This window comes from Sorangium sp. So ce887 (genome assembly GCF_051521455.1).
Taxonomy (GTDB): Bacteria; Myxococcota_A; Polyangia; order Polyangiales; family Polyangiaceae; genus Sorangium.
Genome location: NZ_CP150354.1, coordinates 8,922,195 through 8,948,980, shown reverse-complemented (window position 1 = coordinate 8,948,980; position 26,786 = coordinate 8,922,195). Strand labels below are relative to the sequence as shown.

The window sequence follows — 26,786 nt, the reverse complement described above, 5'->3', positions numbered from 1 at the left end:
CTCATGGGAAAGACAAGGATCGAGATCGAGGTTGAGCAAACGGGACCGGACAAGTGGTCGGCTTGGAATCCAATTACCGGGGAGATCGAGACGCGACCGACGCGGTGGCAGGCGGTTCAGGCTGTCATTAACAAGATCGTCGACAGCGAAAGCGGCACGGCTGCGGTCAAGATGCACGGGCAGGGCTCATCGTCTACGTAGCAACTTGGGACGTGATCCGTTCTTTCGGCCAACAGGTGGTCCCTGAAAGGCGGTCAGCTCTGCGAACGCTCGACCGGAGCGGAAGCACCTCTATCACACCGAGAGCGCGTAGGTAAAAGAAGCCGGATCGCTGCGCGAAGCAGTGTGGCGCGGCGAATCGAAGTGGCGGGACCGCGAGCGTCGCGACGCGTCGTTCATGGGTCGAAGGAGTGGGCCCCGCGCGGCGCAGAGCGTGCCAAGGGGCGCATCGGCGTGCCGCGGGCACACATCGCCCTCCGGGCGTTGGTCTGGCCCGGGATGTTCTTGCGGCTACGCGGCGTCCCCGAGCGCCTTGCGGCGCAGGACGGTGCTCTTGAGTGCGCTCGGCAAGAGCGGCGACAGCCCACGACGCCATTGCTGTCCGGCAGGCGGCTCTTCCATCGCCGCCGGGAGGTGGCATTCCCGGACGCGCACCGCGTCGCCGAGGAGCCAGCCTGCGCGGCAGGTGGCCCTGTGGATCACCGCGGGATGCCGCGGAGCTCCAGCGCGCCGCCCGGCGAGCGCGCCCCGAGCACCGTGATCGTCGCCGAGGCCGACGGCCCGAACAGCTCGAGCCCCGAGAGCCCGGGGACCTCGACCGCAGCCGCCGAGAGATCGGCCGGCCTCCGCCATAAGGACGCCTCGCCCACCTCAGGCCGCTCCACCCACTCGACGAGCTCGCCACGGACCGCGGGAAGCACGAACGGCGCGCTCGCGATCTCGATGCTCGCCGCCACGGCGTCGCCGCTCCCTGGCGCAACGATGTCTCCTATCCGCAGCTCGAACTGCTCGAACTTGGGCTCCGGATGAACCGGCGCCCATTCGAGATAGGCTATCCTCTCGCCGGCGCCGAGCATCGGGAAGGCCTGTTTGCCCTCCCGGGCGCGCAGGGTGGCGCGCCTCGTACGTCGATCATAGACCACGATGTCCGCGAGATCGCGCGCGTCCTCGTCGAAGCGGCCGTCGGGATCCTCGGAGAAGTCGGCGAAGGCGACGTGCGTCGCCGAGATGTCCGGGAAGCGCTGCTGCCCCGGGCCGGACGCGATGCGGACCGCCTCCGCCTGGCCGGTCTCGTACAGGAAGACGTCCGTGTCGCCCGCCTCGTCCGCGGTCAGCCAGCCCGTCAGCACCACCGCGCCTCCCTCCACGCGCGGCTCGCCCGCATGATCGAACGGGCCGGGGATCGTACCGGTCTCGCCGCCCCGGCGCGCGCGCACCACGCGTGTTCCATTCTCCGTCGCCTCCCAGACCACGACATCGCCGGCGAGCGCAGGCCGGCGGGGCGCCTCGGCGGCGGGCGCGAGGAGGAGCTCTTCGCCCGTGCCGAGATGACGCAGCTTCAGATCGCCGCTCACGTCGCCAGCCTCGGGCGCCGCGACGTAAACCAGCCAGCAGCCGTCGATCGCGTAGGGGGGAGCTCCGGGCGCCTGCGGGACGCCTGCGTGGACGTACGAGGCGGAGACCGCGACACCGTCGGCCGCAGAGGCGTCGCATGCAGCGGGTGACGGCGGCGTGGTGGGGGCGCCACCTCCGCCGTCCGGCAGGTGAGCCGGCGAGTCGTCGACGACCGCCGGCGAGCAGCCCGCGATGAACAGCGCGAGAGCGAGCCGCCCGCTCGATCCACGGCGAGAGCTCGGACCTCGAAGACGGCGACACGGGAAGATCGGAGGGACGATTCTTCCCGCCTCGCGGCCTCGATGGTGATCCTCCCTGGGCCTCGACGTGTTCAGTGCTCCGGAACCGCTGCCCTTCATAAAGAGTCCTCCGATGCTGTCTTTGCCTGCTTCTCTGTCAGCAGAGCGTTCACGAGGGATTCACTCCGCTTTCCTCTGCGACCCGGAGGGGGCGCGCATGCCGAGGCGCGTCATGCGCTTCTTCAGACCGTGGCGCGTGATGCCGAGACGCTCGGCCGCGCGGCTGATGTTCCCGCCGGTCTCCGCGAGCGCGCGCCGGATCGGCTCGCGCTCGTCGTCCTCGGCCAGCACGCGGAGCGCCTCGCCCGAGCTCCTCCGCCCCGCGGCCGGCGGCGGGACGGGACCGGCCGGCGGTCGGGCCGGGGCCGCGGGGCGCTCCGCGGCGGTGGGCGTCCGGCGCGCGCTCGCTCGCATCGCCCGCGGGAGGTGCTCGAGCTCGACGCGGCGCACGCCGAGCGCGGCCAGGCGCTGGACCACGTGCGCGAGCTCCCGCACGTTGCCGGGCCACGAATAGGCATCGAGCGCCGCCAGCGCGCCCGGCGCGATCTCGATGGGGACGCCCGTCCGACCCAGATACCCGTTGAGCAGCAGCGGTACGTCGCCCTCCCGGTCGCGGAGCGGCGGGACGTGGATCTCGATCGCGTTCACGCGGAAGAGCAGGTCCTGCCGGAACGCCCGCTCGGCGACCGCCTGCGCCAGATCCCGGTTCGTGGCCGCGACGATCCGCACGTCGAACGGCCGCTCGTCGTCGCTGCCCACCGGGCGATAGCGCCGTGACTCCAGCGCCCGCAGCAGCACCGCCTGCCGCGCGAGCGGCAGCTCCCCCAGCTCGTCGAGGAAGAGCGTGCCGCCCTCGGCCCGGGCGAGCAGGCCTGGACGCGCGCGCTCGGCCCCCGTGAACGAGGCCCGCGCGTGGCCGAAGAGCTCCGCCTCGAAGAGCGCGTCGGGTACGGCGCCGCAGTTGACGGCGACGAGCTCGCGCGAACGGCGCGGGCCGAGATCGTGGAGCGCGCGGGCGAAGAGCTCCTTGCCCGTGCCGGTCTCGCCCGTGAGGAGCACGGGCAGGTCGCTGTCGATGGCCGCGTCGAGGCGCGCGAGCGCCCGGCGCAGCGCGGCGCTCTGGCCCAGGATGTCGGGGAAGCTCCTCCGCAGCGGGGCCGCGGGCACGACGGTCGTCTCGGCGCGCCGGAGATCGGGCGCGGGCTCGGCGAGCGAGGCGAGGCCGGCAGGCGCCAGGCCTTCGCGGCGGGGTTCGTCCGGCGCTCCGGGGCGGGCGATGCGGCGGGGCTCGTCCGGCGCTCCGGGGCGGGCGAAGATCCGCAGGAAGAGCCCCGCGAGCGACGCCCAGCGAGCGGCCTGCGCCTCCGTGACGGCGTCGAAGCACGCCGGGCGGAACCGATGCTCGATCACGACGAGCGCGCGCAGAGCGCCGGGGAGCGCCGGACCTGGCGCGGCCGCGCCCGCCGCCAGGGCGCGCGCGCCCATCGAGGCGTGGTCCGCGCCGCCACGCAGCAGGAGCCGCGAGCCGCGGCCGCCCGGCGTCTCCACGTCGCGCTGGTAGTGGACGGACGCGGCCCGGCTCAGCGCAAGCTGCACCAGGTCCGCCGTGATGCGCCGGGCCGCCTCGGCGATCTCCATCCCGTCGATGTCGGCGCCCCAGGCCGCGGCCACCCGTCCCTGCTCGTCGACCACGGCGAGCAGCGCGCGCTCCGCCCCCGACTGCTGCACGAGGGCGCGTGCGAGCCCGACTGCGGCCTCCGCGGCGCCCTCCGCGGCCGCGTTCGCGCCGTCGCCCGCGGCCGCCACCGACCCGAGCCATGCCCAGAGCGCGTCGTCCTCCCCGCTCGCCACCGCCGTCATGCCTCGGCCAGCATACGCGCCGCCTGCCGCGGCCCGTGCGCCCTGCGCCGCCGCCGGTGTGCTCTGCGCCGCCGCCGGTGCGCCCTGCGCCGGGCGCGCGCCGCCCCGCGCCGTCGCCGCGGCCGGCGCCCGCCGCACGCCCTGCCGCGCCGAGCGCAGCACGTCGAGCGCCTGCGCTTCCACCTCCGCGAGCATCGCCGCGCGGGCCCGCCGCGCGGCCCGGATCGCCCCCCGCGCCGCCCGCCGGGGCTCCGCCGGCAGCTTCGTGAGGGACACCTGCGCCTCCGCCACCAAGGCCCGCGCGTCCACCAGCGGGTCGCTCGCCCGCACGCCCGGCTCCAGCGCCGCGAGCGCCGCGAGCGCACGCGGACCGTCGCCGTCGAGCAACGCCACGTTCGCCCGCGCGATCACCAGATCGGCCTGGATCGCCGCAGGGAGCGACGCCGCGAGCGCCCACGCCTCCTCGATGCAACGCTCCGCCGCGCGCGCGTCGCCGCGGCGCACCTCGATGTCCGCGCGCGCCGACAGGCACCAGCCGCGCCCCGCCACCTGACCCAGCGACCGCGCGAGCTGCATCGCCTCGTCGAGCGCGCGGAAGGCGTCCTCGTAACGCGACGCCTTCCCGAGCGCGATCCCCAGGTTCATCAGGCACGACCGCATACCGGCTCGGTCCCCGAGGCTCCGCTTGACCGCGAGCGATGCCTCGAACGTCCGCACCGCGTCGTCCACCTGGCCGCGGTAGAGGGCGACGATGCCCGCGTTGTGGTGGAGCCGCGCCACCTCTTCCACATCGTCGGCGCGCTCGCCCGCCGAGGGCAGCTTCGCCAGCGCCCCCGCGAGCCACGCCTCCGCCTCGCCCCAGTCGGCGCGCATCAGCGCCACGAGCCCCAGCGTCGACAGCGCGAACGCCTCGGCCGCCCCTCCGCCGAGCCTCCGCGCCGCCGCGAGCGCCGCGAGCGCCTGCTCCTTCGCCGCCGTCGCGTCCCCATCCCGCGCGCGCTTCTCCGCCCGCCGCCGCAGCGCGAGCACGAGCACCCGCTCGTCCCGCTGCGCCGCCTCGTCGAGCCACGCCACGACCTGCGGGTGCGCCGCACCCACGCCCGCGTCCCGCGTCAGCCGCTCGAGCCTGCACAGGAGCCCCGGGGTCCTCCGGTCCGCGTCCTCGCCGAGCGCGAGCAGCGCGTCGATCTCCTCCGACCGCAGCCCGGCCTCGCGCGCTTGCGCCGCGGCCCGCTCGTGGAGCTGCGCGCGGCAGGCTTTCGTGCACGGCGACGCCGCCGCCGAGAGGAGCGCCGACGCAGGCGCGCTGGGATCCGCGAGCAGCGCCGCGGCGACCTCCTCGGCGACCTCGGGCGTGGCGAGCGCCGCGGCGAGCTCCCTCGCCAGGGCCGGAGCGGAGAGCGTGTAGAGCGCGCCGGCCGCCTCCTCCCGCCTCGCGATCAGCGAACCCGCGAGCAGCTCGCCGAGGGCCCGCTCGCCGGAGGCGGCCGGCTGCCCGCCGCTGCGCACCGCCGCACGGCCGCCGCGCCCGAACCCGGGACGGCAGAGCGCCTCGGGCAGGGCGCCGCCCGCGATCGCGATGGCCGCGAGCGTCGCGCAGGCGTCGGCCGACAGCCCGCGCACACGCTCGATCGCCGTGTCCTCCGTGAGCGGCACGCGCCCGAGCGACGCGAAGAGCCACCCCGGGTTCTTCCCCGACGCCGCGGCGGCCTCTCGCATGCGGGCCTCGTCGTCCACGCCGAGCGCGCGGCACAGCGCGCCGAAGCTCCTGTCGCTGAGCGGATCGAGCGCCACGCACTCCGCGCCCTCGGGCGCGCTCCGGACCGTCGCGACCACCTCGATCGCCGCGCCGCCGGGCGCCGCCGGCCGGCACCGGTACGCGTCGAGCGCGGCGCGGAGCTCGGCCGGGGCCTGGTCCAGGTCGTCCAGCAAGAGCAGGAGCGGCAGCCCATCGCCGGGCGGCGTCACGAACGGCGGCGCGCGCTCGGCGCCCCGGAAGAACGCGATGAGCCGCGGCAGGAGCGGGTCGGCCTCGCGCGGGAACGCCACGTACCGAGCGCTCCGCCCGCCGAGCAGCGCCCGCGTCACGAGCTCGCGGCCGAGGTGGCTCTTGCCGGCGCCGCTCGGTCCGGTGATGTAGCGCACGCGTCCTGAAGGCGCCTTTTGCAGCGTCTCGAGCTCGCGTTCCCGCCCGATGGGCGCGGGCGGCGCCCCGACGGCGATACCCGCCTCCGCGGCCGCGACGCCGAGCTGCCGGAGCACCTCGCGGGCCTCGGGGGGGCGGTCTCGCGGGTGCAGGGCGAGGAGCGCCTCGATCACCTCGGCCACGCTCGGCTGGACCCACGGGGCGGCGTCGCGCAGCGGGCGCCGCGCGCGCCAGGGCCCGGGCGGGTGGCTTGCGGCCGAGCACCACGCGAGCGCCCCCAGGCTGTAGAGGTCGGACGCGGGCGAAGGCGTGCCCCCGGCGAGCAGCTCGGGCGCCGCGAAGGCCGAGGTGAACGCAACGGCGCCGCCCGGCGCGCGCGCCCTCGACACCGCCGCCCCGAGGTCGAGGAGCACGGCTTCGGCGCCGCCCCCGCCGAGGGGCCGCATCCTGACGTGCGCCGGCTTGAGATCGCTGTGCACGAACCCCGCGTCGTGCAGGGCGGCGAGGGCCATCGCGACGCCGCCGAGCACGCGCGCGAGCCGCGCCGGGCGTTCGACGGCCGGAGCCCCCTGCACCCACGCCGCGGCGTCGTCGCCGGCCACGTACTCCTCGACGAGGAAGGGGACTCCCGTCCGCTCGTCCCGCCCGAGATCGTGCGCCCGCACCACGCCGGGGACGCGCAGGCGCGCGAGCAGCGCGAACTCGCCGAGCAGGGTGTCCTCGCGGAAGGCGCCCTGACGGAACACCTTCGCGACGAGCTCGCGCCCTCGCGCCTCGCGGTCGATCACGCGCCCCACGACGCCCTGCGCTCCCTGTCCGAGGATCTCGCCCGGCTCGTACCGAGCATGGGCAACGAAGGGCTCGCGCCGTGGGGCGTGCATGGCGGAGAGGTTACTCGCGCGCGGCGCTCGCCGTCGCTCCGGCTGCGATGCGCGCGAGCAGGGGCTCGCCGTACGCGGGCTCGCCGAGGAGCGCGAGCGCGCGGCGGAGGCGCGGCTCGGCGAAGCGCCCGAGGTCGTCGAAGTGGCGCTCGGCCTCGCCGGCGGTGGACGGGTCTGCGAGCCGCCGCGCCGCGCCGACGTCGGCCGCCTCGGTCTCGGGGGAGAGCACCTCGACGCGGAGCATCATCATGCGCACGACGGCGTCGGGCGTGGGCTGGACCGTGAGCGGGATCGAGGCGTCGGTCCACGCCTGCGGGGCGAGGTAGAGCACCCGCACGCCCGGCGTCCGGAACCACTGGCGCTTCCAGGTGTTCACCATGGCGACGGCCTCGTCATGGTACAGGCCGGTCGCGTCGAGGGCGTCGATCACGCTCACGCCGAGCGCCTCGACGAACTCGTCGAGGGGTGGAGCTCCCTCGAGCGAGGGGGCATGCTCGACGAGCGTGCCACCGCTGGCGATACCCTCGGGATGCGCGACGAACGCGCCCGCCGAGGCGCCAACATTGAGGACGAAGGCGGTGCCGATCGCCTCGCCGAGGGTGTTCTCGGCGGAGATCGCCCCGTCGACACCGGCCGTCACGCGGACGGGCAGGTCGAAGTTGCCGAGCCCTCGATAGAACAGGAAGCGCTCGTGCTGGGGCGCCTCCGTCGCGCCGGGCACGCCTGCGATGCGGAGCGGGTTGGCGCCGACCTGGCGCGCGTGGGCCCACGTGAACCGATCGAGCGGCGCCTCGGGCAGGGGGATGTCGCTGTCGCGCCCGAGGATCTCGAGCGCACCCCACTCGAGATAGCCGTTCGCGTTCGGGCCGTACATCTCTGAGCACACCGGCGAGCCAAAGGGGAACTCGGGGTCGAACGCCGGGTCCTTGTACGTCGTCACGCCAGCAACGGTGTTGGGCGCGAAGATGGGCGGGTAAAACTCGCGGACGGCGGGGTACCACTGCGTGAAGATCCCTTTGCGGAACGCGACCTGGACGAACGCGGTGAGCGGCTCCTCGGCGTAGAAGTAGGTGACCGGCGTCTCCATCTTCACGTTGACGCTCGTCGACGTCGCGCCATCGAGCGAGCCGGCTTCGAGCCGGTCATAGACGAAGGCGGGGAGGTCCTCCTCTTCGTGGTGCAGCCCCGGTTGAAGCGAGCCGTCGGAGCCAACGACCACGGTGTCGGTGCCCCATTCGTGGACGATGAAGCCCTTGCCAGGGTACGCGAGATCGGGCGCCGAGTTCACGCCGGGCGCCGGCTGCTGGTCGGGGACCTGGCCAGGGTGAGGCGCCGGGTCGGGCGGCGCGCCGTCGTTCGAGCTACCGCTGTCGGTCGTTCCGGCGCACGCGACGATCAGGGTGGAGAGGACGAAGGGGAGCGTGAGGTGGCGGGACGTCGATGCGGTTACCATGGGAAAACCTCCTGCCCGGCCCTGGTGCAGCTCTCGGGCCATCGCGCTAAGTCATTGAATTTCAATGGATTGTGAGCGTCGCAACGAGGCCGTTACCAGGGGATGTGGTAACTGGAACGGCGGGGTGACCAGGAGCTGGTAACCCGACCTGACGACGACCGGCAGCGATTCGCGATCTCCGGCGGACACCTCATGACAACTCGGGGCAGAGGCATCGCTTGGAACAGCATTAGGACCTCCAGCGGCGCCTCGCGCAGGGCCGCTCGGCTATCTCCAGCTCGAAGGGCTGCGGATGCCGCCCATGGTCGCCGCGCCGCATCGTGTAGTCGAAGGCCTATGTTTCCGGAGGAAGAATGGGCGGGTCGAGCGTTCCTCCGCCCGCAAGCTCCACCTTGTCTGCCACCATCTTCTTGATGAATCGCCCTGCGTCCTCAATCGCAGCCGCCCAGTCCACCTGCTTCAGGCGCACACTGTCATCATACTTGAATCCAAGCACATCGACGGCCACGGACCACGTGAAGCCATCTGGGTCCGGACGCACGTCACTGACCCGAAGTGTGATGGTTCGAGGCGAACTCCCGTCCGCGGGTGTAAATGTCGTGGTGAGCTCCAGCATTGATCCTCCTAACAATTTCGGTCACAACCCCTAAGGCACGAGGAATACTCGTCGTTACACTTCTTGCGACAGCTTTGAGTGCGGTCATATTTGTTGCAGTCTTCGTGGCATCGATCATGAATTTTGTCACACTTTTCCTTGCATGCCTCTTTGCAGTCGGACGAGCTTGAGCTTGTCGCCCACCGACACGAGTCGCATGACTGCGCACCGGAGCCGTTTCGAACCCCGTAGGCTTCTTCACATCGATCCTTGGCTTCGTCCAAGCTCGCGTGCTCGCCCTGATACTTGGTTGTGCAGCTGCCGGCCGCGCCCTGGTTACCGCACACATCCGAGCCAGCCTTCCACGTGACCGTGCATTCCACGGTTTGCGAGCACGGATCCGCATCGAAGCCCGTGTGATCTTGCGGCTCCAGTGGCACATACCACCCGAAGCCTCCGACCCCTCCAGTCGGGGTAATGATGCTGCCGCCGGCACCTTCGTTTCCCGAACCCCGGACATAGCATTCCCCTACATCGTAATTGCACGCCGCGAGACCAAAGCACAGAACAACAAATAAGAGTGGGCCCCGCGTGGCGCAGAGCGTGCAAAGGGGCGGATCGGCGTGCCGCGGGCACACATCGCCCTGCCCGTCTACGACGATACGGAGGAGTACCGCCGCCTGGTTGGAGCCGCAACCCGCGGGCGAGCGGAGTACCCAGCATGGAAAGCGATGATCCGCCGCCTGGGAGATTGATACCGAATTCAAAACGAATCGCTTCACCTGTTGTCAGGTGGGATCGTTCCGGCGTACTCGGCCCGCATCTATCGCCACAAGGACTTCGAGCCCGTTCCATCGCTCAGCAACAGGGCTTCGCTCGGCTTCCACGTGAGCCTCCTCGGGCCCTATTATGGCATCCACGACGTGGGCGAGCCGGACGAGAAACCGGCGATCCGCGCCGTCCTTTCGGCTATTCGGGGAAGCGAAGCGTCGGGTGGGCCTCACCGCTCGGCCCCATCGTTGTCGTGCCATCGTGGTTCCAGCTGGTCCCGCCCTTGCCCGGCTGTCCGGTCTCGATGGTGACGCCCTCGAGCGTGAGCTGGTCCTCGTCGAGATAGGCGATGCCGATCGAGTCGCCGCCGCGCCCTGGGCCGCCGTAGCCGCCGGGCCCTCCTTGCCCGCCCCGGCCGCCGAAACAGGCGGCCAGTTCATCCGCCAGCACTCCGCCCGGCGCGCCTCTGCCGCCTCGGCCGCCGTCCTGGGGCTCCCCGCCGTCGCCGCCCCAGCCGGCATCGTCCGCCGTGATCTTTGTATCGCGCACGGTCACCCGGGCGTGAAGCGCGACGACGCCGATGGACGGCAGTCCGGCCGCTCCCCCGCGGCCCCCTCGGCCTCCGCAACCGCCGGCCCCGCCCGAGCCTCCGCCTGGGCCTCCCTTGGAGGCCACGCCGCACAGGGCGAGCCCGCCCCAGCGACCGCCACCGCCGCCGCCGCCCTGGCCCGGCGTGCCCCAGGTGCCCTCGCCCCCCGTGTCGCCCTCCCATCCTGTCTCGGTGAGGCGCCCGATGCCCTTGCCGGGCGCACCCTGCGTTCCAGGAGCCCCCGGGCCCCCAGTGAATCCGATGGAGCAACTGACGTTGTCCCGCTCCCCGATACCGCCGCGCGAGGGCGAAGCGTAGGCGGGCTCCCCGTCGCCGCCATCCTCGGCGCTGTCGGACAGCCCGTCCCCTCCCTTGCCGCCGACGCTCGTGAGCCCGTTCTCGCACCGGTTCACGGACGCAGGCCCGCCGGCGACGCGTGTCGCCGAGCACGCGTCCCCACCGAAATTGCCATCCGGTCCGTCTGGTTGCCTGGACGGCCACTCCTCGCCATCGACGCCTCCCCATCCATTGCTGGCGGAGATCTCGCTCCGCAGGATCTCCACCACCGTGTTGGACTGAGCGAGCACGCCGGTCGGTCCCCAGGCCTGGATGTAGAGATCGGCGAGCGTCGACACCCCGTCCGCGGCCCCCCTGTCCTCCGGGCCCGCGGGCTCGATGATCACCATGGGAGTGGGGACCGGATCGTGAAAAAACGAGGACCGCTTGGGTAGATCGCTGCGCACCCATTTCCGGCAGTCGAAGCCCCCGAGGAGATCCACGCCGGAGGGCAGCCTGACCTGATGCAACCGGAATCCGTCGTTGCAGACGAACACGCGCCCTCGTCCAGCGCGCGCGAGCTCGACGGCGCGCTCGACGGTGAACACCGGCTTCGCCTTCGTGCCGGGGTTCCCGTCGTCGCCAAAACCGTAGGCTCCGGCGACGAACACGCCGCAACCGTCGTCGAGGATATCGGCGGCGACGTGCTCGACGCAGACCGACTCCGGAGGCGGCTCGTCCTCGCACGATGTGCCTTCACAAGGCATCACGCCAGCGTCGCTCACGTCGGGCACGGTCCCGCAGCCGGTGGCCCACGGCGACAACAGAAGGACGAAGGGTGCAGCGGAGGTCTTCTTCATGTGCGTGTCCTGACGTGCGCCGCCTGCGCAGGGCGGCTCATCGAGGCGCTTCCGGATCTTGCTCATCGAACCTGTACCAGAAGAGCGCAGTCCCGTCGTTCCCTGTGCCGGACAGAGCTTCCGGGGTTGCATTGCCGCCGAGCCCCCCGGTGCCGGCTTGTCCGGGCAAGACCGTCGCATCCGGGAGAAGGGTCACGGAGGCGCCCACGGATCCGATGCCGAGCGAGTGGCCCCCGAGGCCGCCGCCGGCATCGCCGCCTCGGCCGCCTCGGCCGCCAAAGCCGCCGCGGCACCCAACCGACTTGTCGGTCACAAGACCGCGTCCACCATTGCCGCCGCCGTAGCCAGCGCCTCCCCACTGGCCCGTTCCGCCGACCCCACCATCGCCGCCCTTGGCCCCGAGGACCTTGCTGTCCACGACCGTGAGGTCGCTCCCGTACAGCGCCACGATCGCGATGCTCGCGCCGCCGTAGTCGCCCCCCTTGCCGCCCTCGCCACCGCACCCGCCGCTGCCGCCCGATCCGCCGGCCGCACCGCCCTGAGGCCGACCGGTCGGACACGCGTTCATGAAGTCGTCGCGCCCCTTGCCGCCGCCACCCCCACCGCCGCCCTGACCGACGCCGCCCTTCTTCCCGTCCTCCCCACGGACGCCGGCCCATCCGTCGACGCCCAGGAGGCCATCGGCAAGCGCTCCGGCAGCGCGCTCTGCAGGGGCGCCGTCCGCTCCCTTCTGCCCTTCCTTGCACGCCATGCTGGACGCGCCGAAGCCGCCCAGGCCGCGCTCGTCCGGATTCCCGACCGGTTCCGGCAGTCCTGAAGCCCCATCGCCACCCGTCTCGAGGCCGCCGTCGCCCCCGTAGCCACCTCTCGACTCGATGCCATCGCCGCACACGGTCACGACCGGAAGGGCGCCCAGCGCCACGTCCGCGGTGCAGGCGTCCGCGCCGTTGTTCCCCACCACGCCGGCGTTCGCGCGAAAGCTCGGCGCGTCCTCGCCCGGCTCTCCATCCTTGCCGTCGCCTGCGTAGATCTCGCTTGCCCGCACGATCGCCCTGGCCCCATGGCTCAGGACCATCGCGATCGACGACTTGCCGTCGCTCGCGGAGGCGTCGGCCGCCACGGCGCGCACGCCGACGATCACCGACGTCGCGTCTTCCCCCGCGAGGACCGCGTCGTCCCCCCCGAGGACCCGGACCGGGATCCCCACGGGCGGCGCGATGACGGTCAACGCGTGCTGCCCGTCGAGCGGCCCTCCGTAGGACCAGTCGCCGCCGGCACACAGACGGCCGCCCCAGAGGTCGACCCCCTGGGGGAGCGAGATGGCCTCCTCGAACACCCCGCCGCACGCGTACACGCGCCGAGTCGGCGCCTGGCCGTTGTCGCGAACCTGCGCGGCGAGGCCGGCCGCGTGTTGCAAGGTCTTCACCGGCGCGTCCTTCGTGCCAGCGTTCTTGTCGTCACCTTGCTCGCTGACAAACACTCCGCACTGGTCGAGCGCTGGCGCTGTGCCGGGCTCTGCCGCGCACGGGTCGGGCGGAGGCTCCGGATCTGGAGAACACGCCAGCTTTTCCGCGCAATCATCGGAATAGCTAGCGCAAGCTGTCAGCAGGCTAGCTCCCCACACGCTGACTGCGAGAGCGACGACCGACGTCACGGCGCGTCGGTCTACCAGCGAACTCATGCTCTCGGCCCCCCGCGTGGTCACCATGCCCCCTCGATTCGCGCCCCAAATTCGTTCCCATTCGCCACGGGAGAGACATTGACCCGATCCCGCGCCGGCTTGAATGCCAGGAAAGAGAAGTCCGTGAAGAACGACGCGGCGGTCACGGCACCGACGACACCGCCCGTGATCACCGCGGCCAGACCGGCGCGGCCGTGCATGTTGCGCGCGTCCTGCAGGCGCGCCAGCTCGCCACACGGCGAGCTCCGAGGCGCTTGCCAGCACATCGACGCGCTCGATGACGGCTCGCTTTGGAGCCGGTTTCGCCGGGCGCTCAGGTCGTCATCGAGCTTGCCCGCCCGGACCATGAGGAGGGTGCCCACCGTCACGCCAGCCGTCGTGACGGCGATCCCCGTGATGCGCAGCGTCCCCGGCCAGGAGGCCCACGGGCTGGGAGCCTGCGCGCGCGCAGCGGGCAACGTGCGCGAGGGGGTCGGCGTCGCTGGCGCGGTGCCCTTGGCGCTGCTCGCCTCCTTGGCGCTGCTCGCCGCCGCACGGGACAGCTCCAGCGTCATCTGGTGCTCCGCGCCCACCACGCCGAGGAAACCCTGAAACGCGTCTGCGTGGCCCGGTGCCCGAGCCCGCACCATGATGTGTTTGCCCGGCTCGAAGAAGAGCGTGTAAGTGCGCGCGGTCCTCCCGATGCGCTCGCCACCGATGAGCACCTCGGCGTCAGGCGGATCGACCGAGAGCGCGAGTGTGGCGACGCGCTTCACTGCCTCGCGCTGTCCTGCCTCGAATCGCCGCTCGAGCGCCTCCGGCAGCGCTTCGCGCTGTTCGAGGCTCTTGGCAAGGTGCTCGGCCGCGTCGCGGTACCTGTGCAATGCGACCTCGCAAAGGCCGAGCTCGCCGGCGATCTCCGCCCGCTCTCGCTCGGTGCTGGTCGTCGGGTCCGCGGCCTCGAAAGCAGCCTTGTAGGCAGCGTGTGCCTCGATCCACCGTCCGGCATTGCGCGCTAGCCGACCACGGCGAACAGGGTCCTTCACCGATGAACCGTGGCTCGGTTTCGCCTTCGGGGCGGACACCGTTGGCGCTGGCAGACTTCGTGAAGCCTGTCGCGCCTTCGGGGGGACATCGTCGGCGCTGGCAGAGGTCGTGAAGCCTGTCGCGGCCCCGAGTGTGAGAAGAATCGAGAGCGAATGCGCAATGTGACGCATCCAGTGACGGTACTAACGCCGGCCGTTCGGCGTCAACCGGCGGAAACCGCGACGTCTCGACCGCTTGGGCGAGAATTGGCGGCCGGATGACGGAATGCGCTCAGCCGTCGGCGAGCCCCGATTTGTGTAACTGATGGTGCTACCCTGGAGCACATCGTCCGACCAAAGTTGCTCCTCGGTTCTATTTTTTGAAGCGTTTGGGCCGGCTCAAGTGTGCTGCTGACCGTGGACAAGCCAGCGACCGTCTCCCCCGGCTTCGAGCTCCTCCGGCGCCTCGCCCGGCGCCACGGCGTGCCGGCGCGAAACGCCGAGGATATCGCTCAGGAAGCGCTGCTGCGGGGGCTGGAGGCCGACAAGCGGCTCGACCCGGGGGCAGACCCAGCTCCGTACCGCGTCACGATCGCCATCAACCAGGCGCGCAATCACGTCCGTGACGCACGCCGCCGCGGCGAGGTGCTGACGTCATTCGATGAGTGCGAGGTCCGAGACGAGTGCCCCACGCCGGAAGAGCTGCTGCGGAGACGGCAGCGGGAAGAGTTCGCGCGGCAGCTGATAGACCAACTCGATCCCAAGTACCGGGATCTCCTGATCAAGCACGATCTGCAAGAGGTCCCGCTCGCCGAGATCGCCACCGAGCAGGGACTCCCGCTGGCCACGGTGAGGACGCGACACTGGCGGGCGCGCAAGGCGCTCCGGGCGCAGCGGGAGCGGTGGCAGGATCAGCAGCGCTCTCAGGGAAGGGACGACAGCGCCTGCGTGCCGCTCGCACTGGGCTTCGGCCGTCGCGCGTCGTGGGTGGCCTCGCTGCGCCGTCTGGGCGTGAGGATCCTCGTTCAGGGCGCGCTCGTCGTGCTGACCGGCGCGGTCGTCTCGTCAGCGCCGCCCCTGGCTGACGTGCAATCGTGGCTCGGGGCGGTGGCGGTCCCTGCCACCCGGCCCGCGGCGCAGGACACCGCGGCGCCCCCTGCGCGAGACGGCGCGCACGGCGCCGCGGCGCCCGCCGGTGGAGAACGCGCGCACGGCGCCGCGGCACCGGTCGCGCCGATCGCGCGCGAGATGTCGTCGCCGAGGCAGCAAGGAAGCGCGCGCGCGCAGGCGGTGGCGAGCAGCACGCCCGTTCCCTCGACGACGAGCGCTCGCCGGCCCGCATCTCCGGCGAGCGTCGTTCGACCGACTGGGGGCGAGCGCGAGAGGAGCCTGATCAACCAGGCCCGGAGGGCCATCGAGGCCCGCAACGCCATGGCCAACCTCGAGGCGCTCCGGCTGCTGAACACCCACGCGCGGGAGTTCCCCCGTGGGCGGCTCGCCGCCGAGCGCGAAGCACTCCTCCGGCAGATTCGCTGAATCCTCGGCTGTCCTTCGGCAGCTAGCAGGCGGTGACCCTGGTGATGTCCTCGGACAGCACAAGGCGAAGATCCGCCTTGTTCCCGACAAGAACGATCACGTCCAGGAGACGAAACGCGATGAATACGACGGAGGATCTACTGGGTGCGATGTGGCTCATTTCGCCGCTCGGGCTCGCGATGATAGCCTGCGTGGCGATCGGCTTCGCGGTCACCGCGCGCGAAGCGCTGGGACGCGAGCGCGGGCTTCGCGAGGCGCGCGAGCACGCGCATGATGACGAGGAGGCCGCCCTCACCGATGCGAAGGAGCAGGCCGCGGGGGAGCGTGATCGATACCGCCGCCTTCTGGACTGTCACGTCGACGCGGCGCTCGCGGAGCTGACAGACGCCCGCGCGCGCTCCGTCCCCGGGCCAGGCAGGGTCCTCGAATCGTTCTGCGCGACGATGCCTTCGTGGAGGAGAAAGCTGGCCGAGAGCACGGGGTTAGAACCAAGGGAGGTGGAGCGGCTGCTGAGGAGCGACCTCCCCATGACGCCCGGCCTCGCACGGCAGCTGGAAGCCTTCACCGGCACGCCTGCGCGGTACTGGGAGCGCCTGTGGCGGCTGCGCGACGACCGCCGAACGGACGCGGAGGAAACGGTGGTGATGCGGATCGGTGAGCCCATCACCAAGCGCGAGAGCTCGGCGCGTCCCGCGGCGTCGCCGCCGTCGATCTCAGTGCCGCCGATTCCGCCCGCGATACCTCGTCGCGCGCCCGATGCTCCTCCGCCCGTGGTGCCGGCTCCAGATCTCGTTGCCACGAGCCCACGGGCCAAGCTCCCGCCGCCTCCACAGCCGCGGCTGCGGTCGCCGCTCCCCGTTCGCGCCGGGGCGGGGGACGAGCTCGCGCGCCGCGCTGCCACGCTGACGAGCTTCCCGCTACAGCGTGAAGAAGGTGGGTCCAGTCCTGCACGCGGATCCGATTGGGAGGACGCTGAGCGCTCTTCGCTGAACACGACGCTACCAGGAGTCGGGAACCATGGGTGAGCGCAGCCCTGCCTGCCTCGCGTTCAGTGGAAACGGGCGAGCGATCCGGGACGCCAACCACGGCTTACGCTTCGGCGCGGCGGCGAACACCCGCGGGAAAACCCGCTGACCATCGACAGCCGCTCAACGCCTCCGTTGGCATGGGCCGAGCTATCATCATAGGGCGCCGGATCGCCCACGGGGTAAAGCCATGGAGCGTCTGAAAGTAGACGAGCGCGCCGCCGCGCACGCGCGCTTGTTCTGCCCGATGCTGGTCCGTGCCGTGCCGCGCTGGCTGGCGAGGCTGGGGGTCCCTCGGTGCCATCGTGGCGACGTCGCGGGCCAAGTCTGGGTCAACGCCTGGGAGAGCTGGCCCAGGTTCGACCCGAAGCGCGGCAGGCCGGAACGCTGGTTGAACGCGATCACTGTACACCTTGCCGCGCACTACCACGAGCGTGCGCGGCACCGCAGGGAGGTGCTGGTCGATCTGATCGAGGTGTTCGACCCAGCGCCGGATGCCGCCACTGCGATGGAGTCCGACAACGTCAGGGCCAGCACCATGGACGCAGTGAACGATCTCGATCCGGATCTGCGCTTCGTTCTCGTGGCACACGACCTGCACGGCGTCCCGATGGCCAAGATAGCCGAAGACGCAGGGCTACCTCTCTCCACGCTTTACAAGCGACGCACAAAGGCCATCAGCGCGTTGCGTGACGACATGAGGCTTCGGGAAGTCGGGGAGATCTCCACCCAGAGCGTGGGGTCGTGGTGAGCATCAAAGGCCTGGTCGCGCACCTCCGGCGCGACTTGAAAGACGATGAGGCAGAGCGAATGATCGACACCCGAACCCGCGCTCGAGCGCGGCTCCCGCCAGCGCGCGACGCGCCCGTGCTCGGCCAGTGGCCGACGCCGTGCCCGGCGCGTGCGGACCGTTTGAACGTCCGGGCGGTAGAAAGGGGGCGAGAAGGCGTGTTCGCCCGCGCGTCTGGTCGCGTCCGCGCGGCGTCGGGATCGTGCCCGTCGGTTCCCCATGGAGCCACTCCGCCCGTAGCCTCGCTTGATCATGGCTACCAACAACAAAACCTCGCGCCGGCAAGGCCCGGCGTCCGTCTTCGTTCCTGGCACCGACCCGCTGGCGTTCGCGCCGTCCGCGGTCACCACCCTATCCGCCCAGCTCGCGGGCTTCGTGGCCGAGCCCCACGGCTACGATCCCGAGCTGGCCGAGGAGCTCGTCGCCGCGTATCGCCCGCGCCTCACCGCCATCACGCCGGATCGACTGGAAGTCCCGCGCCTCGACATCGAGTCGGCCAGCCGCGCCCTCCTCACCGTGCACGCGCTCACGCAGGCCCCGCCGCTCGTCGCGCTGTACCGAGGCGCGGCCGCGCAGGGGGAGTTCCAGCTCGATAACCTCGAGCACCTGAAGGCGCTCGCGCTCATCCTCCTCCACGCCTATCGGCAGGCGGACGCCGCGGGCGCGTTCACAAGCGGCGCCAAGCTGTCGGCGGCTCTCGACAAGGAGTCGGCGGAGGTCGAGTCCCGCCTGCAGAAGGTCTGCGAGCACTTCTTCGGCGACGGCCCGGAGCTCGGCCCCGTCCTCCGCCGCCTCAGCGCCGGCACCGGCTACCTCGATCGCGCGTACGATCTCCTCGGCTACGCGGACATCTACCAGGCCCAGCATGACATCGTGTCCAAGGACCCGATCCATTACCGCGCGACCGACCTCGCCGATGCCCGGCGGCTCGCGTCCCAGATCCTGACCGTCCTCGGCGCGGCGCTGAGCCCCAAGGCACGCGAGGCCTACGACCTGCTCCAACGCGCGTGGACGCTCGCCAAGCCGCTCTATATCGAGGTGCAGGAGCTGGGGCTGCGCTTCCTGCGGTATGATCCCCAACGGGAGGCCCGCTTTCCGTCGCTCTACGTGGTCGGACGGGTCGGCCAGGGCCGGAAGAGAACGAAGAAGGAGCCGGCGGCGCCCGCGGGTGGGGATGCGGCGCCCGGCGCGGGCGGCGGAGCGACAGCGACGCCCGGCGCGGGTGGCGGGGCGACGCCCGGCGCGGGTGGCGGGGCGACACCCGGCGCGGGTGGCGGGGCGACACCGGCGACCCGGGGCACCGAGACGCCGCTACCGGTGTAGCGGACGGCACATCCGTGGAGAGTATTCACCTGTTCAGGTCCGGGATGCTCGAACGAGGCGATCTGGAGTTGCAACTCCCCCGCGGCTTCGTTCGAGGTCCTGGCCGGAGTTGCAACTCCACCCGCGGCTTCGTTCGAGGTCCTGGCCGGAGTTGCAACTCCACCCGCGGCTTCGTTCGAGGTCCTGGCCGGAGTCGCAACTCAGCCGGGCGCCTCGTCCGGGGTCCCGGCCGGAGTTGCAACTCCCCCCGCGGCTTCGTTCGAGGTCCTGGCCGGAGTTGCAACTCAGCCGGGCGCCTCGTCCGGGGTAGTGCTCAATTTTGAGCAATGGGCCCTGGATCGCCTTGACGTGAGAGTCGTTCGCGGAGCTCTCGCCTGAGCTCCTCCTCGCCTTCGATCTCCCACCCGTCCTCCATCATCCCCGCAAGGTGCTCAAGGTGTATGCGCGGATGTAGGTAGATCTCCAGGTCGTACTCGTCTTCCGTCAGACTGACCACGTGTACGTCGGTCTCCGGTTCGTGCTCTACGCGACCGACGACGCGCTGACGACCGCGGTCGACGGTGACAACATCGCCAACCTTCGGCGGCTCGGGTAGCTCGATGAGCTTTGACATGGTGTGGCCGACGTTTTCCAGTATGATCCGCACGCGCATGCGGCGAGCCTACCACGCCGGCCGCGCGTCCGGTTGGTCAGGCGCCATCGCGCCAAAGTGCCGTCAAACAGGCTGCGATCACGCGCTCTGGCTATGACAGCGCGTGTCCTATCCGCACCGAAACGCCGTGAAACATAGGCTTTTCGTGCTACCTTGCACGGTACTTAGCAAAGCGCCCCGCCTCGGCTGGAACCCGAGACGGGGCTGCAACACACCCTGTGGTGGCCCACAGAGCGCGCGTCGCTGCCGCATGATGGGCCGGCCCAGGGGGAGAGGCAAGGCTCTGCATGGCACACGTGCTGCCCATGGCGAAGCGCGTCGAGGTCGTCGCTCATCTCGTCGAGGGGGCGGGTATCCGCCCCACGTCGCGGCTCACCGGCGTGAGCCAACCGGCGATCCTGTCGCTGCTGCTGCGCGACGTCGACTGTCGAACGATCCAGGTGGACGAGATCTGGAGCTACGTCCAGAAAAAGCAGTCTCGGGTGACGGACACAGATCCTGCGGAGCGCGGCGATGCGTACACCTTCGTCGGCATGGCGAGCGCGTCGAAGCTGGTCATCAGCTACCGCGTCGGGAAGCGCGATGAGGAGAACACGAGCGCGTTCATCACCGATCTACGCGCTCGGCTGGTCACGGTCCCGCAGCTCTACAGCGACGGCTGGGCGCCTTACGTCGCTGCGGTCGGCTCATCGTTCGCGCTTGCGGGTTCGGTCGACTACGCCCAGGTCGTCAAGCGCTACAACCGGAAGGTTCGCAAGGATGACGACCACCGCTACGAGCCGCCGCGCGAGCCGTTCATCACGAAGACGCCCGTGTTCGGGGTGCCCGACATGAAGCGCGCCAGCACGAGCCACATCGAGCGACAGAATCTCACGATCCGGATGCACATCCGCCGGTTCACCCGGCTCTGCAACGGGTTCAGCAAGCGCCTCCCGCACCACAAGGCGGCCGTCGCGTTGCACATGGCGTTCTACAACTTCTGCCGCCCGCACGAGGCGCACCGTGTGACGCCCGCCATGGAGGCCGGGCTGACCGATCACGTCTGGAGCATCGAGGAGCTCGTTACCGCGGCGCTCGCTGAGGCGTCCACGGAGCCGCCGAAGCCGAAGGCGCTGAAGCTGCCGGAGCTGCCCGCCGGAGCGCCTACGACGCCCGCCAGGGCCCTGCCGAACGGCCGGGGCTTCCTCCGGCTGGTCGGCAGCGTGCCGGCTGCGCCCGTGGCACCCACAGAGCCAGAGCCGCCGCCCGCCCCGAAGCCGAGGCGGGGGGTTCAACTGTCGTTGTTCGGTGACCTGGACGACTAGCGACGCCGATAGTGGCGCGGTCGCTCTACGCGACGCAGGCTCGGATCGATGGGTGGAGGGCAACCCGGACCGAAGATGGGCAGAACGAGCTGCTTCATCGCTCGGTGCAAGTTCACGTGCGGCGGTTCGTCACGTGACCCGTTCGAAGCGTCGAACGGGAGCTTGAAGATAGGAATGCGTTTATGGGCGGTCTTTGAATGGACCGTCTTCTCACGACGACGTCGGGACACAAACCCTCCGCTTGATTGCGAAGGCGGATCAGCCCCTTGACGTCAGTACCCAGCTTGCGCTAGATACACATCTGAACTCGGTGGGGCTGAACCACCGCGCAACACTTCGGTGTTGAAAGGGGAGCCCGCGGCTGGAACCGTTGGCTCCCCGTCTTATTCATGCGTCGCCTAAGCGACGTGAACTTGACGGGGGTCACCCTACACGCGCATCGCTCGCTCCGTCAAGGGAGCGCGACGGGCCCCGGCGCCTAGGGCATCATACCCTAGTTGGGTTATGAGCATCAATGCTCACTTGTTAGTTTCTGCTAACAACTACATTGTGCTGTAGTTTCGAGTGTTTAGCTCGGCCGTGGCGTTCGCGTCCGGCCGTCAATCGGAAGGCGGAGCCGCTCCTGGGCTTGCTCATCGGCGCCACCGCCGGAGCTTCAGCGCCAGCGCTTCGCGGGCGATCCTGAGCCGGCTCGCCGCTGTGCCGGGGTGCATGCCGCGGGACCGCGCGTACGCGACGAGCGACTCCGGAAGGTCCACAGCGAGCAGGATCTCTCGCTGCCAGTCCGGCAGATCGGCCAGTGCCTCCAGCGTTTCGCACGCCTGGAGCTGCGCCTCCAGGTTCAGGCCGGCCGGCTCGCGCAGCAAGCCGAGCGGTTCCGCGTGCAGGACGGCGCGACGCACCCACGCGCTGTCGAAGTAGTGCGCCGCCTGCCGCCAGGCGATGCCGTGGAGCCACTTCCGGAGCGCGTCCCGCGGCTTATCCTTCGGGTCGGGCCGGTACTTGCCGCGCTTCACTGAGCGCCACGCGCCCATGAGCACCTGCTGCTCCACGTCGGCGCGGTCGCGCTTCGGGATGCCCGCGAGCGTGGCGAGCACGATCCCGCGCTCAGCCAGGATCGCCTCCATCGTCGGCTTCTTCCGGGGATGTTACGCGGCAGGCGGGCGGCGAGCCCCCTTCCGCGGGCGCTTCACCCAGAGCTCCCGCAGCTCGGGCAGCGGTCAGCGACAACCACGCCTGGCGCCAGGATGCGCTCCACGGCCGTCTTGGCGACGCGTGCGGCCAGAAGGACGAGCGCGGGCGAACTTTTTTCTGCAACGTGCCCCGTCTACCTAGGCCCGCGGTCACAATCCACCGCGGCGCGTCCCGGGCTTCCGGATAGCGGTCGCCGCCCACACAGCCGAAGCAGCGCGAGTTCGTCGCCGCCGTGCAGGCTGTGCCCGCTCTGGCCATAAACTCTCGTGACGCGCCCGAAGGCCGGCGTCACGCTCGAAGGCGGCGCACCGATTGATGCCTGCGCCGACACAGACGGCGACGATCTACTTGACGGGCCAGTTGTCCTGCGAACGGGACATCCGAGACGCGGGGTTCAGACTGCGCTACTCAGTGCCCGCTGGTGTTACTCCTGCAGTTCTTTCGTGCAGGGTGAGGAACTCGCCGAGCGTCATCCCGTCGAGGAGTTTGACCCGCCAGTCGAGCAACGGTGCGATCGCGAGTGCCAGCTCACAGTCTGGTGGGTAGCCAAGACTGTTGAGGGCGTACACCAAACCATCCGTCGCACAGATCAGTGGACCGCCGCTGATACCACATGCGAGGCGGGTTTCGTGAATGTACACAGGACCAAACCGACGTTCGTTATCCTGATAGTCGGCCACAAAACCGTTCACCTGCGCTGGAGCGTAGTTGATGCCAAGACATCGCTCCTGCTCGTCGTTGTAAAATTCAACGAGCTGTGTGTTCGGATACCCAAAGGTCACAAAGGGCTCTCCAGGCTGGAGTTGACGACGACCGACGCTCAGACATTTTACTGGCTTTATTAACCGCACGAGCCCGACCGCCGCATCGTAATCGGGATGTAATTCGACCCCCTGAACCCGGGCTGAGTAGAAGGATTTCGGTTCGTCGATCGAGTCCAAAATCAGTAAATAATAGGGCTTGTCGGAAGACTGCGTTTCCACGACATGCTTCGCGGTCAGGAACACTCCGCCAACGGGGCCCATCGAAATGAAGAACGCGGATCCCTGGTCGCCAGGGTCAATTGAGTAGCGGCCATCCGCCAGCCGGTGCCAGTGTATGATCGGGAAAGCGACTGGGGCGTCTACCTCCACGACGGGAAGCCAAGCGTCGCGGAGATGTTGGAGCGGTGGCAGCTCTCGCGCGAGGTCCTCCCATTCTGGCGCTCTATCGTGCGTACTCGATCCGCTTACAGGTTCGTCAGGCATCGACAGCCTCCCTCGGCATCATGCTAGTCGAAGGTGGGGTAGCTGCGGTACTTGCGCCCCCGTCACAAAGGGGCACCCCTCGGAGCGCCTGGCTTGGCTACCGCCGTACGGCGCAGCCTCGTCTTAGCGCCGAGCAGCTTCGGGTAGCACTTGCAGGATTGACAACGACCGCAGAACGTGCCGCGGCGGCGCCGGCCGGACCGGTCGGCCCGTAGCCTGGAGCCGGAGCCACGCGGCCCAGCTCCACGGCACCTCCCGCCACAGGGCGTCGCACCCCGCCCGGTAGCGTCGCTCACGCTCCTCCACGTCCCGCGTCCAGGCCCGGCGACCCATCGCACCACGTAGTACGGCGCGCCGAGGGCATCGAGGGTGCCCCCCAGGTGTCACCCAGGGCGGCGATGCGGCGGAAGTCGCTCCTCCGGGAGCGGCTGACGGGGGCGCGTACCCGCGGATCGGACCGGAGCCACGCGACGGCCTCAGAGTACGATTTGTCCCGGCGGGCCTTCATAAGCAGCTCCAACACTACCACACGGGATCTCCACGGGAAACCGTCGCACATCAACTATGTACTCTGAGTCCGAGTACACCTCCTTCAGAGTAGGAACCGCGGGGGACACCTCGCCAGCACGCTAAGCCTCCGTCGAACGAGCTCGGCTCGAACGAAGGAGGTTCCCTGTGGCTGGCACTCTCGCACTCCCCATGGACGCGGCGCTGGCGAGCGCGTCGAAGGCTGATCTGGTCGTCGCCCTTGAAGACGCCCAGGCGAACGAAGCGATGCCCCTCGTCGTCGAGGTGCCGCTGACGAACGCGATCGCGTCCGGCGTCTCGTACGCCGATGCGCGGCACAACGACGGCGACACGGTGAAGGTCGCGACGGCCGCGGTCAGCGGCCTGGGCGCGCTGCTCGCGGGCGACGCCAACCCGACCCTGCGCGGCCTGTGCCGCTCGGCGCTCATCGGCTCGACGAACGCCAGCAGCGCGAACGCCGGCCGGTCGCTCGGCCTGAAGCACAAGGCCGAGACCGAGCGCCGCCGGGCCGAGGAGCGGGTCGCGAATCCCAAGAAGGGCTCGGCATGAGCGCCAAGCCGCGCGCCGGCTCATCGTCCGTCGTTACCCAGCAGGTCGTGACGATCGACGTCCATCAGCTCGCCTCGGAGCTCGGGGCGGTCTACAGCCGGGGTGCGGCCGACGCCCGCTCTCAGATCGACTCTCTGGAGCGGACGATCCAGGCGCGCGAAGCGACCATCAAGGACCGCGACAGGCGGATCGCGGAGCTCTACGACGACCAGCGGAAGGCCAACGAGCTCCTGACGAAGGCAGCCGAGACGAGCGCGAGCCTGGCCATCGTGCAGGGCCAGAAGGAGATCGCGATCGAGCGGCTCAAGAACGCGAACGCGCGCGAGACGGAGCTCTACAAGCTCCTCGGCGTGCCGCTCCAGCGCGTCGTCGCGATGCTTCCAGGAGGCGCCGAAGACCCGAAGATCCAGCCCCTGAAGCGGGCCCTGCAAAAGGTCTTCGACGACGAGGATTTGTGCGCGCGCATCCAGGCGCGCCTGGGCAACGAAGACTGGTTCGCGGTGCTGGACTGGGCCGCGGGCATCGGAGAGACGTCATGAGAGACAGGAACCTGAAAGAGACGTACGAGGCGATCGGAGTCGACATCGACGACGCGGTGGAGGGCATCGCGGAGGCGCTCGACGACGAGGAGGACGACGAGGTCGAGAGGCTCCTCGTGGGTGACGAGGATCAGGGCGCGTAGGTAAAAGAAGCCGGATCGCTGCGCGAAGAAGTGTGGCGCGGCGAATCGAAGTGGCGGGACCGCGCGCGTCGCGACGCGTCGTTCATGGGTCGAAAGAGCGGGCCCCGCGCGGCGTAGAGCGCGCCAAGGGGCGCATCGGCGTGCCGCGGGCATACATCGCCCTCCGGGCGTTGGTCTGGCCCGGGATGTTCTTGCGGCTACGCGGCGTCCCCGAGCGCCTTGCGGCGCAGGACGGTGCTCTTCAATGCTCGGGGCTCCGGGTCGCCAGCGGCGCCCTGCGCCCCGAACCCCCAGTAGGGCGGCCCTCGGTTGGGTGAGCGGCCTGGAACGTCGGTCGGCTCACCGAGCGCGGTGAGGAAGCGGGCGATGTTGCTCGGCTCGGTGATCATGGCGACGAGCTTCATCCTGCCCTTGGAGGCCGGGCACTCGAGGACATCGAGCGCCAACGTGCGGCGCAGAAGCTCGGCGCGGGTCGTCGACCGCCCGGTAGCCGCCCCCCTTGCGTCTGGGAGCGGGCTCGTCGTCCGCCTTCGCGGGCTGTTGCGGCTTCGCAGAGCGCGGTCCGATCAGCTTGCGCGCCAACGTGGGCGGCTAGCAGACGCGAGCACCCGCGCGGATGGGCGAGCACGTGGCGCACCGCTTGACGCGAACGACAACGCAGACGAGCACGTGGCGCGTGCGCCGCGCGTCGGGCCATCGATGGTCGCGCGCCGCGCGCCGCGCGCCGCGCGTCGAGCGCACGGGCATGCCGATGAGAGGCGCACGCGTGGCGCGCCGCTGGACGCGCACGACGACGCAGGCGAGCACGTGGTGCGTGTGCCGGTCGACGGGCCATCGAGGGTCGTGCCTGAGGCAAGGCCTGATCGCCGAGGGGGGGCAGAAGACCTGCCCCGCGAACCTCGACGACCGTTCCGGCGTCGGTGTGCTGTTGACGGTGGGCCGCCGGATGGAGAAGCTCGCACCATGAGTAGCGCGCTGATCGTCGGTGACCTCCAGGTCGGGATTCTCGACAACTACCCGTTCACGAAGGCCGTGGTGCCGCCGGTGACCGAGCTGCTGCCGCGAGCCCGCGCAGCCGGGGTGCTGGTCGTGTTCGTGCGTACCGCGTTTCGGGCCAACGGCGCGGACTTGGCGGGTGAGGTCTTCGCGGCCTTCCACCGGGCCGGTGACCTGTTCCACGAGGGTTCGCCGGGTACGGAGGTCGCGCTGGAGGTCACCGCGGACGACGTCGTCGTGCTCAAGCGGCGCACGAGCGCGTTCGCAGGAACGGATCTCGATCTGGTGCTCCGCGCCCGCGGCGTGGACTCGCTCGCGCTCACTGGTGTCGCGACGAGCGCCATGGTCGCGGCCACGCTGTACGACGCGTCGGACCGGGGCTACGGGCTGACCGTGCTCCGCGACGGGTGCGCCGACCCGGACCCGGCGGTGCACGAGCTCCTCGTCAACACCGTCTTTCCCAGCAGGGGAGCGGAAATCGTTACGTGCGCGGAGTGGCCAGCTCGTGGTGCGCGTACGGCTCCCCGTTGAACGGCTCGACCTCGCGGTAGCCCGCGGCGCGGTACAGCCCGATCGCCTCGCTCAGCACGCGGCTGGTTGCCAACCGTGCGATCCGGGCTCCGCTCGCGGCGGCCGGCCCCCCTCGCGGCGTGTGCCGCCTTGCGCAGCTCCTCATGGCTTTGCTTCTCGACGAGCCGGAGCAACCGGGGTCAACAAGCTTCTTCGTAACCGGCGCCGCCGGGAGGGTCACGATGCCGTTGGCCGGGCGCTTACCCCGCGCGTACTTGACCGTGTGAAACCGCGGCGGCGGGACGGTGGCCGCGAGCCGGCACAGGAGCGAGAGCGGGTCCATATCGACCGCGACGGTCCCGTCGGCAAAGGCGCGCTTGAGCGACAGCCGCACCAGGCCGGCCCCCTGGGCGCAAACCGA

At 70.5% G+C, this 26,786-nt stretch carries 24 protein-coding genes; 11 read left to right on the top strand and 13 right to left on the bottom strand.

The window, feature by feature from the left end; all coding sequences use genetic code 11:
• Window positions 1–3 precede the first annotated feature (3 nt).
• Complete coding sequence (locus tag WMF36_RS33435; protein ID WP_437574843.1) at window positions 4–201, top strand: hypothetical protein; 198 nt, start codon at window positions 4–6, stop codon at window positions 199–201.
• Between the two features lie 309 nt (window positions 202–510).
• On the opposite strand, the gene WMF36_RS33430 is transcribed toward WMF36_RS33435, so the two are convergent.
• From WMF36_RS33430 to WMF36_RS33395, 8 genes are all read right to left on the bottom strand, one after another.
• Complete coding sequence (locus WMF36_RS33430) at window positions 511–702, bottom strand: hypothetical protein (RefSeq protein ID WP_437574842.1); 192 nt, start codon at window positions 700–702, stop codon at window positions 511–513.
• The gene (locus WMF36_RS33425; protein ID WP_437574841.1) at window positions 699–1,574 is read right to left on the bottom strand and encodes a hypothetical protein; all 876 of its coding nucleotides are present in this window, start codon (window positions 1,572–1,574) and stop codon (window positions 699–701) included. Before WMF36_RS33425 ends, WMF36_RS33430 begins: the two co-directional genes overlap by 4 nt.
• A 459-nt stretch (window positions 1,575–2,033) precedes the next feature.
• The gene (locus tag WMF36_RS33420) at window positions 2,034–6,800 is read right to left on the bottom strand and encodes a sigma 54-interacting transcriptional regulator (protein WP_437574839.1); all 4,767 of its coding nucleotides are present in this window, start codon (window positions 6,798–6,800) and stop codon (window positions 2,034–2,036) included.
• A 10-nt stretch (window positions 6,801–6,810) separates the two neighbouring features.
• On the bottom strand, window positions 6,811–8,253 hold the full coding sequence (locus WMF36_RS33415; RefSeq protein WP_437574838.1) for a hypothetical protein: 1,443 nt from the start codon (window positions 8,251–8,253) through the stop codon (window positions 6,811–6,813).
• Window positions 8,254–8,587: 334 nt separating this feature from the next.
• A complete protein-coding gene (locus tag WMF36_RS33410; protein WP_437574837.1) occupies window positions 8,588–8,869 on the bottom strand; it encodes a hypothetical protein in 282 nt (93 codons plus the stop codon).
• A 948-nt stretch (window positions 8,870–9,817) separates the two neighbouring features.
• Window positions 9,818–11,344, bottom strand: coding sequence for a hypothetical protein (locus WMF36_RS33405; RefSeq protein ID WP_437581987.1), 1,527 nt, complete (start codon window positions 11,342–11,344; stop codon window positions 9,818–9,820).
• A gap of 37 nt (window positions 11,345–11,381) precedes the next feature.
• Window positions 11,382–12,770, bottom strand: coding sequence for a hypothetical protein (locus tag WMF36_RS33400; protein ID WP_437574836.1), 1,389 nt, complete (start codon window positions 12,768–12,770; stop codon window positions 11,382–11,384).
• A gap of 275 nt (window positions 12,771–13,045) precedes the next feature.
• Complete coding sequence (locus WMF36_RS33395; protein WP_437574835.1) at window positions 13,046–14,221, bottom strand: hypothetical protein; 1,176 nt, start codon at window positions 14,219–14,221, stop codon at window positions 13,046–13,048.
• Between the two features lie 225 nt (window positions 14,222–14,446).
• Here WMF36_RS33395 and WMF36_RS33390 point away from each other — a divergent pair, with 225 nt between their 5' ends.
• From WMF36_RS33390 to WMF36_RS33375, 4 genes are all read left to right on the top strand, one after another.
• A complete protein-coding gene (locus tag WMF36_RS33390; RefSeq protein WP_437574834.1) occupies window positions 14,447–15,565 on the top strand; it encodes a sigma-70 family RNA polymerase sigma factor in 1,119 nt (372 codons plus the stop codon).
• Between the two features lie 119 nt (window positions 15,566–15,684).
• Window positions 15,685–16,590, top strand: coding sequence for a helix-turn-helix transcriptional regulator (locus WMF36_RS33385; RefSeq protein ID WP_437574833.1), 906 nt, complete (start codon window positions 15,685–15,687; stop codon window positions 16,588–16,590).
• Window positions 16,591–16,780: 190 nt separating this feature from the next.
• On the top strand, window positions 16,781–17,341 hold the full coding sequence (locus WMF36_RS33380; protein WP_437574832.1) for a sigma-70 family RNA polymerase sigma factor: 561 nt from the start codon (window positions 16,781–16,783) through the stop codon (window positions 17,339–17,341).
• A gap of 291 nt (window positions 17,342–17,632) precedes the next feature.
• A complete protein-coding gene (locus tag WMF36_RS33375) occupies window positions 17,633–18,703 on the top strand; it encodes a hypothetical protein (protein WP_437574831.1) in 1,071 nt (356 codons plus the stop codon).
• A gap of 313 nt (window positions 18,704–19,016) precedes the next feature.
• On the opposite strand, the gene WMF36_RS33370 is transcribed toward WMF36_RS33375, so the two are convergent.
• Window positions 19,017–19,355: a hypothetical protein gene (locus WMF36_RS33370; protein ID WP_437574830.1), complete on the bottom strand. Its 339-nt coding sequence runs from the start codon at window positions 19,353–19,355 to the stop codon at window positions 19,017–19,019.
• A gap of 287 nt (window positions 19,356–19,642) precedes the next feature.
• Between WMF36_RS33370 and WMF36_RS33365 the strand changes: the two genes are divergently transcribed.
• Window positions 19,643–20,659 (top strand): IS1 family transposase, encoded by a 1,017-nt coding sequence (locus tag WMF36_RS33365; protein WP_437574829.1) that lies wholly within the window; start codon window positions 19,643–19,645, stop codon window positions 20,657–20,659.
• A 632-nt stretch (window positions 20,660–21,291) separates the two neighbouring features.
• Here WMF36_RS33365 and WMF36_RS33360 read toward each other — a convergent pair.
• Window positions 21,292–21,786, bottom strand: coding sequence for an RNA polymerase sigma factor (locus WMF36_RS33360; protein WP_437574828.1), 495 nt, complete (start codon window positions 21,784–21,786; stop codon window positions 21,292–21,294).
• Window positions 21,787–22,257: 471 nt separating this feature from the next.
• Window positions 22,258–22,986, bottom strand: coding sequence for a trypsin-like peptidase domain-containing protein (locus WMF36_RS33355; protein ID WP_437574827.1), 729 nt, complete (start codon window positions 22,984–22,986; stop codon window positions 22,258–22,260).
• An 813-nt stretch (window positions 22,987–23,799) separates the two neighbouring features.
• Here WMF36_RS33355 and WMF36_RS33350 point away from each other — a divergent pair.
• The 3 genes from WMF36_RS33350 to WMF36_RS33340 are packed head-to-tail and all read left to right on the top strand — an operon-like array spanning window position 23,800 to window position 24,859.
• On the top strand, window positions 23,800–24,177 hold the full coding sequence (locus WMF36_RS33350; protein WP_437574826.1) for a hypothetical protein: 378 nt from the start codon (window positions 23,800–23,802) through the stop codon (window positions 24,175–24,177).
• The gene (locus WMF36_RS33345) at window positions 24,174–24,716 is read left to right on the top strand and encodes a hypothetical protein (protein ID WP_437574825.1); all 543 of its coding nucleotides are present in this window, start codon (window positions 24,174–24,176) and stop codon (window positions 24,714–24,716) included. The genes WMF36_RS33350 and WMF36_RS33345 overlap by 4 nt, the downstream gene beginning before the upstream one ends.
• Complete coding sequence (locus WMF36_RS33340) at window positions 24,713–24,859, top strand: hypothetical protein (protein WP_437574823.1); 147 nt, start codon at window positions 24,713–24,715, stop codon at window positions 24,857–24,859. Before WMF36_RS33345 ends, WMF36_RS33340 begins: the two co-directional genes overlap by 4 nt.
• A 197-nt stretch (window positions 24,860–25,056) precedes the next feature.
• Here WMF36_RS33340 and WMF36_RS33335 read toward each other — a convergent pair whose 3' ends face one another.
• Window positions 25,057–25,305: a hypothetical protein gene (locus WMF36_RS33335; RefSeq protein WP_437574822.1), complete on the bottom strand. Its 249-nt coding sequence runs from the start codon at window positions 25,303–25,305 to the stop codon at window positions 25,057–25,059.
• A 194-nt stretch (window positions 25,306–25,499) separates the two neighbouring features.
• On the opposite strand from WMF36_RS33335, the gene WMF36_RS33330 reads away from it, so the two are divergent.
• Complete coding sequence (locus tag WMF36_RS33330) at window positions 25,500–25,826, top strand: hypothetical protein (RefSeq protein ID WP_437574821.1); 327 nt, start codon at window positions 25,500–25,502, stop codon at window positions 25,824–25,826.
• Window positions 25,823–26,386, top strand: coding sequence for a cysteine hydrolase family protein (locus WMF36_RS33325; RefSeq protein ID WP_437574819.1), 564 nt, complete (start codon window positions 25,823–25,825; stop codon window positions 26,384–26,386). The genes WMF36_RS33330 and WMF36_RS33325 overlap by 4 nt, the downstream gene beginning before the upstream one ends.
• Here the strand turns inward: WMF36_RS33325 and WMF36_RS33320 are convergent.
• On the bottom strand, window positions 26,337–26,759 hold the full coding sequence (locus WMF36_RS33320) for a hypothetical protein (RefSeq protein ID WP_437574818.1): 423 nt from the start codon (window positions 26,757–26,759) through the stop codon (window positions 26,337–26,339). The genes WMF36_RS33325 and WMF36_RS33320 overlap by 50 nt on opposite strands.
• Between the last annotated feature and the right edge of the window lie 27 nt (window positions 26,760–26,786).

Excerpts from the sequence above, each read along its gene's own strand:
- WMF36_RS33420 (WP_437574839.1), bottom strand. The coding sequence starts at position 6,800 with ATGCACGCCCCACGGCGCGAGCCCTTCGTTGCCCATGCTCGGTACGAG.
- WMF36_RS33415 (WP_437574838.1), bottom strand. The coding sequence starts at position 8,253 with ATGGTAACCGCATCGACGTCCCGCCACCTCACGCTCCCCTTCGTCCTC.
- WMF36_RS33395 (WP_437574835.1), bottom strand. The coding sequence starts at position 14,221 with ATGCGTCACATTGCGCATTCGCTCTCGATTCTTCTCACACTCGGGGCC.
- WMF36_RS33375 (WP_437574831.1), top strand. The coding sequence starts at position 17,633 with ATGGCTACCAACAACAAAACCTCGCGCCGGCAAGGCCCGGCGTCCGTC.
- WMF36_RS33350 (WP_437574826.1), top strand. The coding sequence starts at position 23,800 with ATGGACGCGGCGCTGGCGAGCGCGTCGAAGGCTGATCTGGTCGTCGCC.
- WMF36_RS33380 (WP_437574832.1), top strand. The coding sequence starts at position 16,781 with ATGGAGCGTCTGAAAGTAGACGAGCGCGCCGCCGCGCACGCGCGCTTG.
- WMF36_RS33345 (WP_437574825.1), top strand. The coding sequence starts at position 24,174 with ATGAGCGCCAAGCCGCGCGCCGGCTCATCGTCCGTCGTTACCCAGCAG.
- WMF36_RS33385 (WP_437574833.1), top strand. The coding sequence starts at position 15,685 with ATGAATACGACGGAGGATCTACTGGGTGCGATGTGGCTCATTTCGCCG.
- WMF36_RS33360 (WP_437574828.1), bottom strand. The coding sequence starts at position 21,786 with ATGGAGGCGATCCTGGCTGAGCGCGGGATCGTGCTCGCCACGCTCGCG.
- WMF36_RS33365 (WP_437574829.1), top strand. The coding sequence starts at position 19,643 with ATGGCACACGTGCTGCCCATGGCGAAGCGCGTCGAGGTCGTCGCTCAT.
- WMF36_RS33340 (WP_437574823.1), top strand. The coding sequence starts at position 24,713 with ATGAGAGACAGGAACCTGAAAGAGACGTACGAGGCGATCGGAGTCGAC.
- WMF36_RS33405 (WP_437581987.1), bottom strand. The coding sequence starts at position 11,344 with ATGAAGAAGACCTCCGCTGCACCCTTCGTCCTTCTGTTGTCGCCGTGG.
- WMF36_RS33435 (WP_437574843.1), top strand. The coding sequence starts at position 4 with ATGGGAAAGACAAGGATCGAGATCGAGGTTGAGCAAACGGGACCGGAC.
- WMF36_RS33325 (WP_437574819.1), top strand. The coding sequence starts at position 25,823 with ATGAGTAGCGCGCTGATCGTCGGTGACCTCCAGGTCGGGATTCTCGAC.
- WMF36_RS33370 (WP_437574830.1), bottom strand. The coding sequence starts at position 19,355 with ATGCGCGTGCGGATCATACTGGAAAACGTCGGCCACACCATGTCAAAG.
- WMF36_RS33410 (WP_437574837.1), bottom strand. The coding sequence starts at position 8,869 with ATGCTGGAGCTCACCACGACATTTACACCCGCGGACGGGAGTTCGCCT.